The sequence below is a fragment of the Rhodoferax sp. LS1R11 genome, from assembly GCF_056521395.1.
The window spans coordinates 1-15520 of record NZ_JBWMAW010000031.1 but is presented as its reverse complement, the minus strand read 5'-3'; the positions used below and the strand labels follow the sequence as shown (position 1 = coordinate 15520).

Sequence of the window (15520 nt, the reverse complement as noted above, 5' to 3'; positions counted from 1 at the left end):
GTAGGCCAGGTACTCGGGCTCCAACAAGTCGTTGATGCCGACAATTTCGATGTCGCTGAAGTTTTGCACGGCGGCGCGCAACACGTTGCGGCCGATGCGGCCGAAGCCGTTGATACCTATTTTGATGGTCATGACGTTTTCCTTATGTATAAAAATGGCCTGTAGCCCCCGCGAACCGTGCGCAGGCAGCTATTAATTCAATAGCGCCGAGCAATCGGCAATCACCCGGTCCGGCGCGCAGGCCTCAATCGGCTGGCCCATGTTGTAGCCATAGGGCAGCGCCCAGACGGTCACCCCCGCACTGCGGGCCGTGGCCACGTCGATGCTGGAGTCGCCCACAAACAAGGCGCGGTGCCGTGGCACGCCAAACTGCGCAAGACAGTGCTCAATGCCCGCCGGGTGGGGTTTTTTGGTGGGCAGCGTGTCGCCACTGACCACGGCGTCGAGCAGCGGCGCCATGTTGTGCACGTCCAGCACGGTGGCCGTGAAACGACCCTCCTTGTTGGTCACCACGGCCAGCTTCACGCCCCGGATGCGCAAGGCGGTCAGGGTTTCGCGCACCTGCGGGTAGAGGTGGCTGCGGGTGCCGCAGCGGGCCTGGTAGTGCTTGTCAAACTCGGCAGCCATCAGGGCCAGGCTGTCGCTGCAGCGCACGGTTCCCACGTCCTTCATGCTGCTGAAGGCCAGGGCCTGAATCAGCAACTCACGCGTGCCGTGGCCAATCCAGTCATTCACCTGGCCCTGCGTCACGTCGGGCAACTGGAAGCGGCGCAGCGTGTCGTTCACCGCGTCGCAAATCTCGGGCGCGGTTTCGATCAGCGTGCCGTCGAGGTCAAACATGACCAAATCAAAGTTATTCATGGTGCGGGGGCCCGGTGAACCAACGTGCGGGCGGCGTCCACCACCCGCTGGGCCGTGATGCCGAAGTGGGCGTACAAGTCTTTGGCCGGGGCCGACTCCCCAAAACTGGCGATGCCCACCACCACCCCGGTGCGGCCCACGTACTTGCGCCAGAAGTCAGGGTGCGCGGCCTCGATCGCCACCGCCGGCAGGCCCAGCGGCAAGACCATCTCCTGGTAGGCCTCGCTCTGGCGGTCAAACACATTGGTGCACGGCATGGACACCACGCGCACGGCGATGCCTTCATGGGCCAACAGCGCCTGCGCCACGATGGCCAGCTCCAGCTCGGAGCCGGTGGACACAATCACCGCCTGCGCCCCCGGGGGGTCCGACAGCACATAGCCACCGCGCCGGATGAGCTGGCTCATGCCCGCCGCCGTGTCGGCGCCTCCGGTGAGGCGAGGCAGGTTCTGGCGCGACAGGCACAGCGCGCTGGGGCCATCGCGGCGCTCAATGGCGTGGGCCCAGGCCACGGCCGTTTCCAGCCCGTCCGCCGGGCGCCACACGTCCAGCCCCGGGATGATGCGCAGGCTCGGAATGTGCTCCACGCTCTGGTGCGTGGGGCCGTCTTCGCCCAGGCCAATGCTGTCATGGGTGAAGACGTGGATGACCCGAATTTTCATCAGCGCGGCCATGCGGATGGCGTTGCGGCTGTAGTCGCTGAAGGTCAAAAATGTGCCGCCATAAGGGATGTAGCCGCCATGCAGGGCGATGCCATTCATGATGGCAGCCATGCCAAATTCGCGCACGCCGTAGCTCAGGTGGTTGCCCCAGGCGTCGCGCCCCGCTTTGACGCAGCCCTTGAAGTTGGTCAGGTTGGAGCCCGTCAAATCGGCACTGCCGCCAAAGAACTCGGGCACTTGTCGGCTCAACAGGTCCAGCGCGTTCTGGCTGGCCTTGCGGGTGGCCACGGCGGCGGGTTGGGCGGCAATAGTGGCCAGCAGTTCAGGCAACTGGGCGGTGAACGCGGGCAGCAAATCGCCCGCCATGCGGCGCTCGAACTCGGCGGCCTCCAGCGGGTACTGCGTGCGATATGCCTCAAAGCGCGTGCGCCAGGCGCGCTCAGCCACCTGGCCCCGTGCCACGGCGTTCCAGGCGTCGGCAATGTCAGCCGGAATCTCAAACGGTGCCGCCGTCCAGCCCAGGGCCTCGCGGGTGGCGGCCACCTCGGCCGCGCCCAGGGCGGCGCCATGCACGTCGTGCGTACCGGCCTTGTTGGGCGAACCCATGCCGATGACGGTCTTGCAGCAGATCAGCGTGGGTTTGCCATGCGGCAGCCCCGCCTGGGCACGGGCGGCGCGCACGGCGGCGTCCAGCGCCACCGGGTCGTGCCCGTCCACGGCGGGAATCACGTGCCAGCCGTAGGCCTCAAAACGCTTGGGCGTGTCGTCGGTGAACCAGCCTTCCACGTGGCCGTCAATCGAGATGCCGTTGTCGTCGTAAAAACCAATCAGCTTGGACAGGCGCAGCGTGCCGGCCAGCGAGCAGGCCTCGTGGCTGATGCCCTCCATCAGGCAACCATCGCCCATGAAGACATAGGTGAAGTGGTCCACGATGGTGTGGCTCACGTCCTCGTCCTCGCGGTTGAATTCGGCGGCCAGCATCTTCTCGGCCAGCGCCATGCCCACCGCGTTGGTCAGGCCCTGGCCCAGGGGGCCGGTCGTGGTCTCCACGCCGGGGGTGATGGCAAATTCCGGGTGACCGGCGGTTTTGCTGTGCAGCTGGCGGAAGTTTTTCAACTCCGCCATGGGCAGGTCGTAGCCCGTGAGGTGCAACAGGGCATAGATCAGCATCGAGCCGTGGCCGTTGCTCAGGACAAAGCGGTCGCGGTTGGGCCAGTGCGGGTTGGCGGGGTTATGACTCAGGTGTCGGTTCCACAGCACCTCGGCAATGTCGGCCATGCCCATGGGGGCGCCGGGGTGGCCGGACTTGGCTTTTTCAACCGCATCAACGGCGAGCATGCGGATGGCATTGGCCATCTGGCGGGCCATCCCGGGGGTGGGGACGTTCAGGGTGTGTGTCATGGTCAGCCTGCCTTTCTTTGGCGGTCCATCATTCGCCAGATAAAGGGCGTGAAGATCAGTTGCATGGCCAGTTCCATCTTGCCGCCGGGCACCACGATGGTGTTGGCGCGGCTCATGAAGCTGGCGTCAATCATGTTGAGCAGGTACTGGAAATCAATGCCCTTGGGTTTGGCAAACCGAATCACCACCATGCTCTCGTCCGGGCTGGGAATGTCCCGCGCAATGAACGGGTTGGAGGTGTCCACCATCGGCACGCGCTGGAAGTTGACATGCGTGTGCATGAACTGCGGGCAGATGTAGTTCACGTAGTCCGGCATGCGGCGCAGGATGGTGTCGGTCACCGCCTCGGTGCTGTAGCCGCGCTTGGACTTGTCGCGCCAGAGTTTTTGAATCCACTCCAGGTTGATGACAGGCACCACGCCAATCAGCAGGTCGGGGTGCTGGGCAATGTTCACCTCGGGCGTGACCACGGCGCCGTGCAGGCCTTCGTAAAACAGCAGGTCGGTTTTGGCGGGCACGTCTTCCCACGGGGTAAAGGTGCCGGGCTCCTGTTTGTAGGGGGCCGCCTCTTCCGTGTCATGCAGGTACTTGCGGCGCTTGCCGGTGCCGGTGGCGGCGTAGTCGCGAAACAGCGCCTCCAACTCGGGGAACATGTTGTTCTCGGGGCCGAAGTGGCTGAAGTTGTTGTTGCCCGCTTTCTCGGCCTCGGCCAGGCGCAGCTTCATTTCCTTGCGGTCATGGCGGTGAAAGCTGTCGCCCTCGATGACGGCGGCATTCACGTTCTCGCGGCGGAAGATGTTCTCGAACGTGCGGGTCACCGAGGTGGTGCCCGCGCCGCTGGAGCCGGTGATGGCGATGATGGGGTGGCGTTCAGACATGGCGTTGTCTCCTGGAGTTAGAATTTATAAGAAATCGGCCTCTAGCCCACGTACTACGTGCGCGAGTAGCTATAAAAACAATAGCAAATCAGTCTCTGAACAGGCTGCGCTCGGCAAACAGCGGGTTGTTCAGCTCGGCCTTGATGGGCTCGGCGTGGTAGCGCTCGATGCGCTCCACCTCGCTTTTGGAACCAAACACCAGGCCAATGCGCTGGTGCAGGCTGGTGGGCTGCACGGTCATCATGGGTTTTTCGCCGGTGGAGGCGCGCCCGCCCGCCTGCTCCATGATCATGCCGATGGGGTTGGCCTCGTACAGCAGGCGCAGGCGGCCCGGTTTGCTGGCGTCCTTGCTGTCACGCGGGTACAAAAACACGCCGCCACGCATCAGGATGCGGTGTGCCTCGGCCACCATGCTGGCAATCCAGCGCATGTTGAAGTCTTTGGCGCGCGGGCCGGTTTTGCCGGCCAGGCATTCGTCCACATAACGCGTCACGGGCGCTTCCCAGAAGCGGCTGTTCGAGGCGTTGATGGCGAACTCATGCGTGTCGGCCGGTATCTGCATCTTGGGATGCGTCAGCATGAACTCACCCAGGTTGGGGTCCAGCGTGAAGCCGTTCACACCGTCGCCCACGGTCAGCACCAGCATGGTGGTGGGGCCATACAGGGCGTAGCCGGCCGCCACCTGCTTCAGGCCGGGCTGCAGAAAATCGGCTTCGCACACATCCATCCCGGTGTCCGGGCCGCGCAGGATGGAGAAGATGCTGCCCACCGACACGTTCACGTCAATGTTGCTGGAGCCGTCCAGCGGGTCAAACACCAGCAGGTATTTGCCGCGCGGGTACTGGGCCGGAATCTGGTACGGCAGGTCCATCTCTTCAGAGGCCATGCCCGCCAGGTTGCCCGCCCATTCGGTGCGGCGGATGAACACCTGGTTGCTCAATACATCCAGCTTCTTTTGCGTCTCGCCCTGCACATTGACCGAACCGCCCTCTTCGGCAGCGTGGTTACCCATGACGCCGCCCAACTCGCCAAACGCCACGGCGCGGGCGATGGCCTTGCAGGCAATGGCCACGTCCAGAATCAGGGCATTGAAGTCCCCGCTGGCGTCGGGAAAGCGGCGGCGCTCCTCGATCAGGAACTGGGTCAGGGTGGAGCGATGGTTTAAAGGCATGGCAGTTCTTTCAGTCGTTTTTTAATCAGTCAATCAAGGGGCCGCAGCGCGGCGGCGCAACTCACGCATCACGTGGTGGTAACCGCCGTCGGCGTCGGGGGCGCCGAACACGGCGCTGCCCGCCACGCAGGTGTCGGCCCCGGCGCGCACGATGTCGGCAATGTTGTCGAGCTTCACGCCGCCGTCCACCTCCAGCCAGATGGGCTGGCCACCCGCGGCCACGTGGGCGTCAATTTTTTGCCGCACCACGCGCAACTTGGCCAGCGTGGACGGGATGAACTGCTGCCCGCCAAAGCCGGGGTTCACGCTCATCAGCAGGATGATGTCCAGCCGGTCCATCACATGGTCCAGCCACTCCACGGAGGTGGCCGGGTTCAGCACCAGTCCGGCCTTGCAGCCATGCTCGCGGATCAGCGACAGGGTGCGGTCCACATGGCGGGAGGCTTCAGGGTGAAAGGTGATGAGGTTGGCCCCGGCCTTGGCAAACAGCGGAATCAGCGCATCCACCGGCTCCACCATCAGGTGCACGTCAATCGGGATCGACACATGCGGGCGAATCGCCTCGCACACCAGCGGCCCGATGGTGAGGTTGGGCACGTAGTGGTTGTCCATCACGTCAAAGTGCACCAGGTCGGCCCCGGCGGCTTCAATGGCGCGCACCTCGTCACCCAGGCGGGAAAAATCGGCCGACAGGATGCTGGGCGCCAGTCGAAGCGTTGGGGAAGAGGCGCTCGGGGACGCCGCGGTGGTCAAGGTCATGGTGGGGCTTTCAATTAAAAAATCAGGCTTGCTGGCGCCAGCGCTGCAATTGCGCCAGGTTCACGGTGCCGAGATCAGGCAGCACCCGCATGGCACCGGCAAAATCATGGTGGTCGGTGAAGCGCGTGGGCGTGATCAGCGTGGCCAGTCCGGCCGCCGTGGCGGCACGCAAGCCGTTGCTGGAATCCTCAAACGCCAGGCACTGTGCAGGCGCCAGGCGCAGGGCCGACAGCATGTGCAGGTACACCTGCGGGTCGGGTTTTTTGATGGGCGCGGTGGACGCATCGCCAATCGCCGTGAAGTTGAAACGCCAGTCCGGACCCACCGCGCGGCGCAGCAGGGCCGCAATATTGACCGGCGAGGTGGTGGTGGCAATCGCCAGCTGCAGGCCGGCCGCCATGGCCTCGTCCATCAGCTTGAGCACGCCGGGGCGCAGGGTCACGGCACCGTCGTTCACGGCGCTCTCGTAGGCCGCGGTTTTGAGTTCGTGAATGCGGTTGATGGTTTCCTGCACGGCCTGGCCATTCAGGGCCTGGATGTCGGGGTGCGCCTGCGCCCAGTAATGCCGGATGCGCTCCTTGCCGCCCGAGATATTGAGCAGCGAGGTGTACAAGACCTCATCCCAATGCCAGCCCAGGCCCAGTTCGGCAAACGCGTGGTTGAACGCGGCGAGGTGCGCGCTTTCGGTGTCGGCCAGCGTGCCATCCACATCAAAAATCAGCGCTTGAAGGGTCGGGGTGGACATCGGTTTCTTTCTTCAGTTTCGAGGGCAATCGGGCACAAATCTGTGGCTCTGGATTTACTTTAATCGGCTTAACTCATAAACTCTAATCACGTTTTATTAAAAAAACATCAGACAAACCTGATGAAACACCACCAGCCCCATGCGTCCCTACACCCTGAAACAAATCCAGACCTTCATGGAAGTGGCGCGCCAGCGCTCGGTCTCCAAGGCGGCCGAGCGCCTGTTTGTGACCCAGCCCGCCGTGTCGATGCAAATCCGCCAACTGGAAGACGCCTTTGGTCTGCCGCTGATTGAGCCCATGGGGCGCACCATCCAGCTCACGCACGCGGGCGAGGCTTTTTTGACCCACGCCATTGGCGCCATGGGCCAGCTCAAAGACCTGGAGGCTCAGATGGCCGAGTACGTGGGCCTGAAGAAAGGCCGCATTGACCTGGCCGTGGTCAGCACTGCCAAATACTTTGTGCCGATGCTGCTGGTGCGCTTTGGCAAGCTGTTTCAGGGCATCGACATCCAGCTCAAGATCGACAACCGCGAAAACATTCTGGGCTTGCTGGCCCGCAATGAGGCCGACCTCGTGGTGATGGGCCGCGCCCCCGCCCACCTGGACTGCCAGGCCACCTCATTTGCCACCAACCCGCTGGCCATCCTGGCCGCCCCCAACCACGTGCTGGTACGGCGCAAGCAGTTGCCGTTTTCAGCGTTGGCAGACCACCGCTTTGTCGTGCGGGAAGAAGGCTCCGGCACCCGCGCCGCCATGGAGCGGCTGTTTTCAGAGCGCCAGACGCCGCTGAACGTGGTAATGGAGATGCCCAGCAACGAGACCATCAAGCAGGCGGTGATGGCGGGTATGGGGCTGAGCTTTTTGTCCCTGCGCACCGTGCGCCATGAACTGGCCAGTGGGCACATTGCGCTGGTGGACATAGAAGGCCTACCTTCCATGGGGCATTGGTATGTCACCCACATGAGCCACAAAAAATTGTCCCCCGCCGCCCAGGCGTTCAAGGATTTTTTGATCGAGCAGGCCGGTGCGCTGATGGATTCGTGGAGCTGAATGCCAAAAAGCTGGTAAAACCGCCTTGAAGACCAAGATGCTTGAACTCAACCCACTCAACGCTGACCTGATCAACCTGCTGGAAGATGCCGGTGTGGCGGCCATTTTTGTGGACCGGACCATGCGCATCGAGTGCCTCACCGGGCACGCCGCGCAGCTCCCCAACCTCGTCTGGTGCGAGGTAGGCCGACCGCTGAGCCAGGTATTTGCCAACCTGCCCGGGTGCGACGCCTTGCTCCAGGCCACGCAAACCGTTTTGGACCAGCGACTACCCCAGGACGCCCCCGTGCAAGGAGCGGCCAACACCTGGCTGGAGGCGCGCATACGCCCCTACCGCACCAGGCATGAGGAGAAGGCGGGGGCCGTCATTACCTTGCTGGACATCACCGCTGTGAAGCAAATGGAGCGGGCCTTGCACGAGGGCCGGGCGCGTTACCAAGCGTTGGTGGACCATTCGCTGGACGCCATCAACATCCTGCGCGATGGAAAATTCATCTACGTCAATCCGGTTGCCGTGCAGATGTATGGCGCCAACTCGGCGCAAGACTTGCTGGGCCAGGCGTCACGCGACCGTGTGCACCCGGACGATTTACCCATGGCGCAGAGCCGGATGAGCAAGGTCATTGAGGAGCGGCTTGACGTCCCCCTGGTCGAGATGAAATTCCTCAAACTCGATGGCACAGCCATCGACGTGCAGGCCCAGGCCACGCCCATTGACTACGAAGGTGTCCCCGCCATTCACGTCGCCTGGCGCGACGTCACCGAGCACAAACGCTCGGCCTTCGTGCAGCGGGAAAGCGAAGCCCGCATGCAGGTGGCCGACCAGGTGCTCCACCTGGCCTTTCACGACGCACTGACCAACCTGCCCAACCGGCGTGTGCTCACAGAGCGCATCAACCAGACCCGGCTCGCCAGCAAGCGCAACGACTGCCACGCCGCGTTGATGGTGATTGACCTGGACAACTTCAAGGCGCTCAACGACACCCACGGCCACCTGGTGGGCGATTTGCTGCTGGTCGAGGTGGCCCAGCGCCTTCAACTATGCGTGCGTGAGACAGACACCGTGGTGCGCTTTGGCGGCGATGAATTTGTGGTGCTGCTGTCCAACCTGACGGCCAACCCGACCGAGTCCGCCGCGCTGGCGCTGATCGTGGCCGGCAAAATTGCCGAACTGTTGGCCCAGCCCTATTGCTTTCATGCGCAGGGGCCGGAGCCCGTCGTACCGCCCATCGAGCACCTGTGCACGGCCAGCATCGGGGTGGCCTTGTTTCTGCACGACACGGCAAGCCACGACGACATCCTCAAATGGGCTGACGCGGCCATGTACGAGGCCAAAAAAGCCGGCAAGAGCCTGATCAGGGTTCACCGCTCCTAAGGCTAGGTGCCAGAGAGGTCATTCAGCGATCACACAATAGTCAAGACATAGGTCGGCAAGACCCCAAGCTGACTTTCAGATTTCCGAATACCAGTCGTTCAAAGCCGACAGTGACCGACGGACAGTAGGCGAGTGAAGTCCAACGACAGGACGGCAGCGTCGATTGATGGATTAGAAGCCGCATCGCTATGCGAAGAAGGGCCAGTTTGGCTTTTCACCGGGTGATGACGGATGTCCCATGACTTGGACTTCCTTCGGCTGCCAAGTTGGGATTTGAGTTGGATCGGAATAGATTGCAAGGCAGAGCAAGAAGTTTCCCAGGCGAACCGATTCCTCGGCGAACGCAGCTACGCGCTGCCTCGCGAAAGCTATGGGAGGTGGGTCGGGTAAGCCGACTACCTTCAAATAAATCAGCAGCCCAATGGGGTGCGACGAGCAACAGCTCGCGTTGAAGACAAGATCAGTTTGCTTGGGGGTCTTGTGGGATACAGGATACCGTTCTGGACTCATGGGAAGAACTCCGACAATCGGTAGCGAGTCAAAGCCATTTCTTGGAGGCTTTATCTCGTATCGGTCGCGCATAGCTGCGGTTTGTGTAGGTAGGTTGACGATGCCCGAACCGTGGATCGAATGCTTGGTCTTAAGCTCTGTCGGTGACATCGGACGGCCATCGACGTCGGGAAGGATGTGCATGCCGCCAAGCTCTGCGATTGACGTACCCGCATGCCCCGTCTTGAAGTGATTGGAGTTCGAGGTACCAAAGTAGATGCTCTGATCTTCGGCCAACTCCACCCAATAGAACGACCGCAACGTCGCAACGTCACGAAAATAGATACGACACAGGTTTCTCATGCGGTGGCTCAGCCCTCTAACGTAATTGCAGTGGGCCTTGGCCCAGAAGGTGCCGCCATCTTAGGCTTTGCACAGGTAAATGGTTGCTGCAGGCGCAGACAGCGATAGCGTTGCTCCAGCCAAGGTGAGCAGCCAGTGTGTGGTTTTCATTTTTATTCCTCCCATTTTTCGTCTGATCAAGCACGCCAACCCGCCTCGGCACCCAGCGCCACCTGCTGCGCGCGGCCCAGGGCTTCCAGGGTTTGCAGCAAGAGGGGCAGGCCTTTTTTCCAGGGGCCGCGGCCTTTGAAGCGGGCTTCCAGCGCAGACAGGCTCAAGGGGCCGGGGGCGCTGGCCAGCACCTGGGCGACGGCGCGAACCTGCTCGGGCAGCGTGGCAGGCCAGGCCTGGGCCACCACCGTGGCGCTGACTGGCGCAGCGGCGCCTGCGGCAACTTCGGCGGCCTCGTCGGCGCTATCAATTTGATACTGATTTCCTTGAACAAAATCGCCCGCTAGCGCACGTTGTACGTGCGGGAGCAGCTCTTTATTTGATAGCAATTCTTGTGGATTCTGGAACGCGGGGCGCAGCCAGCGGATGCGGCCTTGCGCCTCTTCGGCGGCGCGCCGGGCGTTGAGGGCGACCAAGTGGGTGAGGATGGCGTCGGTGTTGGCCGCACCCTCGCCCGTGGGCAGGCCGTAGGCTTGCACCACGGCGGCGTCCAGCTCGTCATGCAGGTCTTTGAGCACGCCGACCAGCCCTTGGGTGTGGATGGTTTTTTCTTTGGCGGTTAGCGCCCTGCCCTCGCGCAGCGCCTGCAGCACGTTGTACAAACCCGCCGCACTGGCGTTGACCGTGGCGGGGGAAATTGCCGGGCTGCTGGCCCAGCCCTACCGCCTGCAAGTTCAGCGCGAAGGGTCAACGGTAACCCCGCTCGAACACGCTTGCTCCGCCAGCATCGGTGTGACCTTGTTTCTGCACGACGTGGCCAGCCACGACGACATCCTCAAGTGGGCCGATGCGGCCATATACGAGGCCAAAAAGGCCAGCGAATCCGATCCTAAGAAACCACTGATTCCGGCGTCCACCTTGCCATTCATTCCGATTCAAAAGCACCACTCAGCGATCACACAATAGCTAAGACATAGGTCAGCAGAAGACCCGAAGCGGTCGGCCATAACTGTTTGGTCAATTCACACTATCGACCCAAAGCAGACATACAGATGACTCATCCGAAACTATTGGTGCACGGAGCCGCGCGAAAGCGCGCTCGGCTTCTGCAAGTTTCCTTGCATCACCACCACACAAACTTGAACCCCGTTTTCAAGAGACAAAAGGCTCACTAATTGCGCAGGATCACGGGGCGGTCCTTTCTTGCTACTGCAATCCAGCAGACAGAGCACTGCAGTCTTTTTGCCCTTCGCCACTGCATAGGAGGCTGCTTGGGAAGCAAAGCGCTTCCCATCCTCCAAGGCAAAAAGTGCTGCGCTTTCAACCTTCAATTCAATAGGGATTCCACGGAACGACAAATCAGTGATACCACCCGCAGCATTGGCGTGTTCGTCCAATTCGATCCCGATGGATGGATTGCGTCGCAGTGCGGCTCGTACATCAGATTGAAATTCGGCCTCGGACCGCTTGCCCGGAAACAATGCGTCTTGAACTGCACTGCCAGCCAAGTTAAACAGCGTGGCGAGGACTGTCAATAAGTTGAGTAGTTCCGGTTGCGTCATTCCAGAAGCTTTCCGTAAGGTCTCACGGAGCTCGATGAGGCGACGATCCAATGCCGGGTAGCCGCAAAGGGAACGCGACGGATCTGTGCCATCGATCAGCAGCGTGCGATGTCCCACGATCGCAACCGGTTGCTCCGACTTGGGCGGCAAGAACTCCGCCGTATATTTGAACTCGAATGGTCGCGCGTGTAAGCCTTGCGATGCTTTCAGAACAGCACGCGCGCGTTGATGCAAGATGTACGGTGGCTCGCAGTCCGGGCGAGTAAAGCTGAAACTCGGAAACTCATACGTTGAGGCAAGTTCCACAGAGACAGGTGTCAACTGGAGTTCACTGTGTTCTGCAGGCCATCGCGAAACGCGAACTTCTAACTCCAAATCGTGGACTTCTCCAGGCGTCAGCTGGTGGATGTGCTGCACATCGACCGAATCAATCTGAAATTTCAGGAATGCGACCGTGAGCGCGAGTGGTTCAGTCTTGGAACGTTCTTCGAGGTGCGGGCCATGAATCCTCGAAAAGGGCAATTCCTGGGCGAGCATGCCTAGCGGCAGTGGCACGGCACCGATTGCATTGAGCAACTTCACCGCATCGTCCAGACTCGATAAGTCCGGTAACGTTCCACTTGCCAGAACTAGTCTGGCTGTCGCCACCTGCCCTTCATATTCTTTGAGCCATAGTTGGTGGCGCGCCTTAGCGCTACGCAAGAAGCGGTCAGCATCAGAGTGCGCCATCAAGACGGCACCGTACCAATCGGCAACAGTAGCCGCAAGACGCGCCAACCCTGCAAACGCAGCGTATGCAACGGCGGCAGTCGGATTGGAAAACGACACCGATATCGAATCCAGATCGCTGGCCAGCGCATTTAGGTCTTCCGTGCCTGTCGCTGTTGGAAACCGCAACAACGCTTCTACGGCATTCAGGCGTGAAGAAAAGATGTCGGGGCTGACTAGGCTTTGTCTCATTCATCGCTCCTGCTACATTTCACCTCTTCCAAGATGTGCCGCCAGCGGGCAGCGCATCCGAGAGCATCCGAATGGCATCCATCCGCCAAATGTCGCTCAAACTCGATTGCGAGTATCGTCAACTGTGCGTATTGTTTGCGCACACGCATCCGCGTTGAATCGGCCAAGGCATCGTGTAAATACCTTGCAATCTTCGCAGCAGCGTCCCATGCGTCCGCCGCACTGAGAACCTCGATGCAGGCAGCGGCAAGCACCTGGTCGCGAGGTAACTGCTCACACAAGGCGACAAGACTCGCGCGTATGCCCAGCAAGCTGTCTTTGGGAAGTGCGCGCAGCAACGAAAGCAATTGTTCGTCATGGTGATCATGACGCTTCGCTGAATGCAACAGCTTCAGGAGTAGATCGGGAAAGCCTTCGACGTTGACAAGCCGCTTTAACATCCATGAACGACCCTGTCGCAACAGGGTAATGTCGTCGACCTTCATCAGCACCGCAACAAAGATGCGCGCCCATTCACCAGAAAAGCGAGGCTCACTGTGTAGGCGGCTTACCAACAGTTCTATGCAGGTCACACGAAAGTCATCATGTGATTGATCCTCATGAGCGTACGCATTGAAGATCGTCATCAACCGCGCAGTAATGCGCCTCTCGTACTCATCAGGAAGGGAAATGCGTTCCAGCGCCTCGACGGCAGATTGATGCACACCGATGATAGGGTCAGACAGCAGCAACAGAAATGCGTCATGCACAAGGGAAGGAAGGTCTTTCACACGCGATCCACGCAGTTCCTGAAGCGCCCGAGCAGCTGCCATTCTCACCTGTGCAGACTCTCCGACCATGGCACTATACAGAAATGGTAGGACTGCATTCGTCGATGCTGCTGTGTTCATCAGCGGCGGCAAAGCCTTGATGAGAGCACTGCGAAACTGCTCCGGCCACTGTACGTCGCTGGCGACGAAGTCAATGAATTTTCCTGCTGCCGCTGGATTCGCCGCCGCCGCACCGCTGGCCCATTCCAGGATAACAGCGCGTAGGCCAGCCAGTCGCTGCCTCTGGTTGCTGCGATCCATATGCGCCAGGAAATCGTTCGCATCTTCAGGAGGTACCGGCGAATTCATGAAATCTGCGAGAGCCTGATCAACCAATGCGGCGGTTCCAAGCAGGTTTTCCATTTGCTCATACGCAACCTGAGCAAGTTGTTCTGGAAAGTGCCGCAAGGCTTCATGAACCTCTTGGATCACTTCCTGATTCTGCGTTGCCGAAGCCCACGTCAGGACGCGACGAAGCGCCGTTCCGTAAGGCCTCAGATCGGAAATCGCATCCACTGATTCAAATCGATTGCTTGGCAGCCTCAGCAGACTGGAATAAACGCTGGCGATGCGCGCCTCACCCGCTCCGGATGCTCCCTGGTAGTAGTTCGCAAGAAGTGTGTCAACCTGCTGATCATCGGCCAGCATGGCGCAACTGAGCGCACGTTTCAGCTCGTGCGCCACTTTGTCAATTTCCGAATCTCGATCACAGTCGACCAGAGAATCGACCCTAGTGAGTTTTGCTGCGAGGCCGCGAACCAATCCTGATGGATAAGCGATGCCGCTGAATATGAGTGGAATTGCCCTTGCTGCGGCCTTGACATCAGTGCCAGAGCTACTGGCAATCAGGACATCAAGCGCTTTTTCTACTGGCGCGAAAAATCTAGAGGCCAAAGCCCGCAACGCTTCGGGGCGTTTCTCGGGTTCAGAGCAATCAAAGTCGCTACGCGGCGGCGCGGCCAAGAAGCACAGGCTCCTGACAGCTGACTGCACTTGGGCCGCATCAACCAAGTCAAGGTGTGAGAGAAATATCTCGGCGGAAGTCTTCGTATTGCGTCCTAACGAGAGGCATTGCATCGCGCAGGCGACGAGCCTCTTGTGTTCCAGTGAGACCATGCGGAGGCAGCTTAGCGCCGTCTCAATCGCCCACAACTCGTTCGCGTCGATCAGATGGAAGAGATGATCGACAACGTCGACGTTAAACACCTCTGGTGCGAGGCGGGCGGTCACGATAATCTTCTCCGATACCTGCTCCGCGCGGGTTTGATCCAACAACTGCAGGTCTTCAATCAACGCGGCGACTGGCACCGTTGCATTGGCTTGAAGTGCCGCGCGTGCTGTTTGACGGGTGTCAAATTCATCGCGGAGCTTCTTTGCAACCAGCTTCTGCTCTGCGAGCCTGACTGCCTCCTGCTGGTCCCGGCGACGCACGAGCTCCACAAGATTGGGGAGACGCAACGGCTGACGGACTTTGCAACTCACGCAATTGCGATCGTAGAACTCCAGCGCAGCATCCTCAAGATGCCAAGTGGCAGAACCGCCTGCAGGCGCATGGTCACAGGCCATCGAGTGATGGCCAATTGGGAAGCCAGTTGCCGCCTCGATCATTCCAGTGCCACCGAACTTCTCAATCCTGGCGTGACCACACCAATTCTGGATGAGAACTTTGACGTCCTGATTGCGCTGGCCGTCTTCTACGGTTCTCTGGTAGTCCCTTTCTCCAGTCATGAATCAAAACTCCTGTTGTTTTATGGAAAGCCGTGTTGAAGTTCTATTTTGATCGATGCCGTCATACCGGAAACATAGCATGGGAGCCGCGCAAAGTGGCCACCTGAGAGTCTCACCGAGCTTTTCAGTTTTTTGTATAAATACACAGCCAATGAGGGTCTGATCCCGAAAGCCGCCATCGTCCGCATCTGGCCCAGTCCGGGTGTTCCTAATTTCCAAGTGACAGACTACTCACGCTGCTCAAGAGCCAGCCACCTGAAGAATTCAATTTCCGTTCCTGGGTGGCTGCCCCCAAATTTATGGCCTCCGCCGCGAACGGCCGGTTCCGGCAAAATCGAAAGTCAGCTTCCCATTTTTTGTTGGGATTCTTGCTATTTGTGCGAATGGCCGGAATCAGCCTTCTGGAGGCATTCACTGCCAAAACCTCAATGACTCCTGATGTTAAGGGTTGTAGGATGCCCACCCGCAGCGGCGCACCAGTTGCGACAGGAGTGAACTGAAGGGCGGGCGTCGTACAAGCCTCGAGGGAGGAAACCGCGGGGCCAGCAACGGGCCC

General features: G+C 60.3%; 15 protein-coding genes. 3 read left to right on the top strand and 12 right to left on the bottom strand.

Annotation, left to right across the window (positions count from 1 at the left end):
• The 7 genes from AC097N_RS20980 to AC097N_RS20950 all read right to left on the bottom strand — a co-directional run.
• Positions 1-132: glyceraldehyde 3-phosphate dehydrogenase NAD-binding domain-containing protein (locus tag AC097N_RS20980; RefSeq protein ID WP_479584017.1), on the bottom strand; the 132-nt coding region annotated here is incomplete at its 3' end.
• A 60-nt stretch (positions 133-192) separates the two neighbouring features.
• Positions 193-861 (bottom strand): HAD-IA family hydrolase, encoded by a 669-nt coding sequence (locus AC097N_RS20975; protein ID WP_479584016.1) that lies wholly within the window; start codon positions 859-861, stop codon positions 193-195.
• Positions 858-2924: a transketolase gene (gene tkt, locus AC097N_RS20970; protein WP_479584015.1), complete on the bottom strand. Its 2067-nt coding sequence runs from the start codon at positions 2922-2924 to the stop codon at positions 858-860. Before tkt ends, AC097N_RS20975 begins: the two co-directional genes overlap by 4 nt.
• A gap of 2 nt (positions 2925-2926) precedes the next feature.
• Positions 2927-3802, bottom strand: a complete 876-nt coding sequence (locus AC097N_RS20965) for a phosphoribulokinase (protein ID WP_479584014.1) — start codon at positions 3800-3802, stop codon at positions 2927-2929.
• Between the two features lie 88 nt (positions 3803-3890).
• The gene (locus AC097N_RS20960; protein ID WP_479584013.1) at positions 3891-4973 is read right to left on the bottom strand and encodes a class 1 fructose-bisphosphatase; all 1083 of its coding nucleotides are present in this window, start codon (positions 4971-4973) and stop codon (positions 3891-3893) included.
• 33 nt (positions 4974-5006) lie between these two features.
• Positions 5007-5732 (bottom strand): ribulose-phosphate 3-epimerase, encoded by a 726-nt coding sequence (gene rpe / locus AC097N_RS20955; protein ID WP_479584012.1) that lies wholly within the window; start codon positions 5730-5732, stop codon positions 5007-5009.
• 22 nt (positions 5733-5754) lie between these two features.
• Positions 5755-6477 carry an HAD-IA family hydrolase gene (locus AC097N_RS20950; protein ID WP_479584011.1) on the bottom strand — a complete coding sequence of 241 codons (723 nt, stop codon included), beginning with the start codon at positions 6475-6477 and terminating at the stop codon, positions 5755-5757.
• A gap of 139 nt (positions 6478-6616) precedes the next feature.
• Here AC097N_RS20950 and AC097N_RS20945 point away from each other — a divergent pair, with 139 nt between their 5' ends.
• Both AC097N_RS20945 and AC097N_RS20940 read left to right on the top strand, forming a co-directional pair.
• Positions 6617-7528, top strand: coding sequence for a LysR family transcriptional regulator (locus AC097N_RS20945; RefSeq protein ID WP_479584010.1), 912 nt, complete (start codon positions 6617-6619; stop codon positions 7526-7528).
• A 25-nt stretch (positions 7529-7553) separates the two neighbouring features.
• On the top strand, positions 7554-8903 hold the full coding sequence (locus AC097N_RS20940) for a diguanylate cyclase domain-containing protein (RefSeq protein ID WP_479584009.1): 1350 nt from the start codon (positions 7554-7556) through the stop codon (positions 8901-8903).
• A 186-nt stretch (positions 8904-9089) separates the two neighbouring features.
• On the opposite strand, the gene AC097N_RS20935 is transcribed toward AC097N_RS20940, so the two are convergent.
• Positions 9090-9755 carry a hypothetical protein gene (locus AC097N_RS20935; protein ID WP_479584008.1) on the bottom strand — a complete coding sequence of 222 codons (666 nt, stop codon included), beginning with the start codon at positions 9753-9755 and terminating at the stop codon, positions 9090-9092.
• A gap of 176 nt (positions 9756-9931) precedes the next feature.
• On the bottom strand, positions 9932-10567 hold the full coding sequence (locus tag AC097N_RS20930) for a hypothetical protein (protein WP_479584007.1): 636 nt from the start codon (positions 10565-10567) through the stop codon (positions 9932-9934).
• On the opposite strand from AC097N_RS20930, the gene AC097N_RS20925 reads away from it, so the two are divergent.
• Positions 10560-10871, top strand: coding sequence for a hypothetical protein (locus tag AC097N_RS20925; RefSeq protein ID WP_479584006.1), 312 nt, complete (start codon positions 10560-10562; stop codon positions 10869-10871). The two genes, AC097N_RS20930 and AC097N_RS20925, sit on opposite strands and share 8 nt — an antisense overlap.
• 101 nt (positions 10872-10972) lie before the next feature.
• On the opposite strand, the gene AC097N_RS20920 is transcribed toward AC097N_RS20925, so the two are convergent.
• The 3 genes from AC097N_RS20920 to AC097N_RS20910 all read right to left on the bottom strand — a co-directional run.
• The gene (locus AC097N_RS20920; protein ID WP_479584005.1) at positions 10973-12427 is read right to left on the bottom strand and encodes a hypothetical protein; all 1455 of its coding nucleotides are present in this window, start codon (positions 12425-12427) and stop codon (positions 10973-10975) included.
• Positions 12424-14964 (bottom strand): hypothetical protein, encoded by a 2541-nt coding sequence (locus AC097N_RS20915; RefSeq protein WP_479584004.1) that lies wholly within the window; start codon positions 14962-14964, stop codon positions 12424-12426. The genes AC097N_RS20920 and AC097N_RS20915 overlap by 4 nt, the downstream gene beginning before the upstream one ends.
• A gap of 208 nt (positions 14965-15172) precedes the next feature.
• The coding region (locus tag AC097N_RS20910; protein ID WP_479584003.1) for a hypothetical protein at positions 15173-15520 on the bottom strand (348 nt) is incomplete at its 5' end.

Coding starts and splice junctions, on each gene's coding strand:
- AC097N_RS20935 (WP_479584008.1), bottom strand. CDS start 9,755: ATGAGAAACCTGTGTCGTATCTATTTTCGTGACGTTGCGACGTTGCGG.
- AC097N_RS20960 (WP_479584013.1), bottom strand. CDS start 4,973: ATGCCTTTAAACCATCGCTCCACCCTGACCCAGTTCCTGATCGAGGAG.
- AC097N_RS20945 (WP_479584010.1), top strand. CDS start 6,617: ATGCGTCCCTACACCCTGAAACAAATCCAGACCTTCATGGAAGTGGCG.
- AC097N_RS20920 (WP_479584005.1), bottom strand. CDS start 12,427: ATGAGACAAAGCCTAGTCAGCCCCGACATCTTTTCTTCACGCCTGAAT.
- tkt (WP_479584015.1), bottom strand. CDS start 2,924: ATGACACACACCCTGAACGTCCCCACCCCCGGGATGGCCCGCCAGATG.
- AC097N_RS20950 (WP_479584011.1), bottom strand. CDS start 6,477: ATGTCCACCCCGACCCTTCAAGCGCTGATTTTTGATGTGGATGGCACG.
- AC097N_RS20965 (WP_479584014.1), bottom strand. CDS start 3,802: ATGTCTGAACGCCACCCCATCATCGCCATCACCGGCTCCAGCGGCGCG.
- AC097N_RS20915 (WP_479584004.1), bottom strand. CDS start 14,964: ATGACTGGAGAAAGGGACTACCAGAGAACCGTAGAAGACGGCCAGCGC.
- rpe (WP_479584012.1), bottom strand. CDS start 5,732: ATGACCTTGACCACCGCGGCGTCCCCGAGCGCCTCTTCCCCAACGCTT.
- AC097N_RS20975 (WP_479584016.1), bottom strand. CDS start 861: ATGAATAACTTTGATTTGGTCATGTTTGACCTCGACGGCACGCTGATC.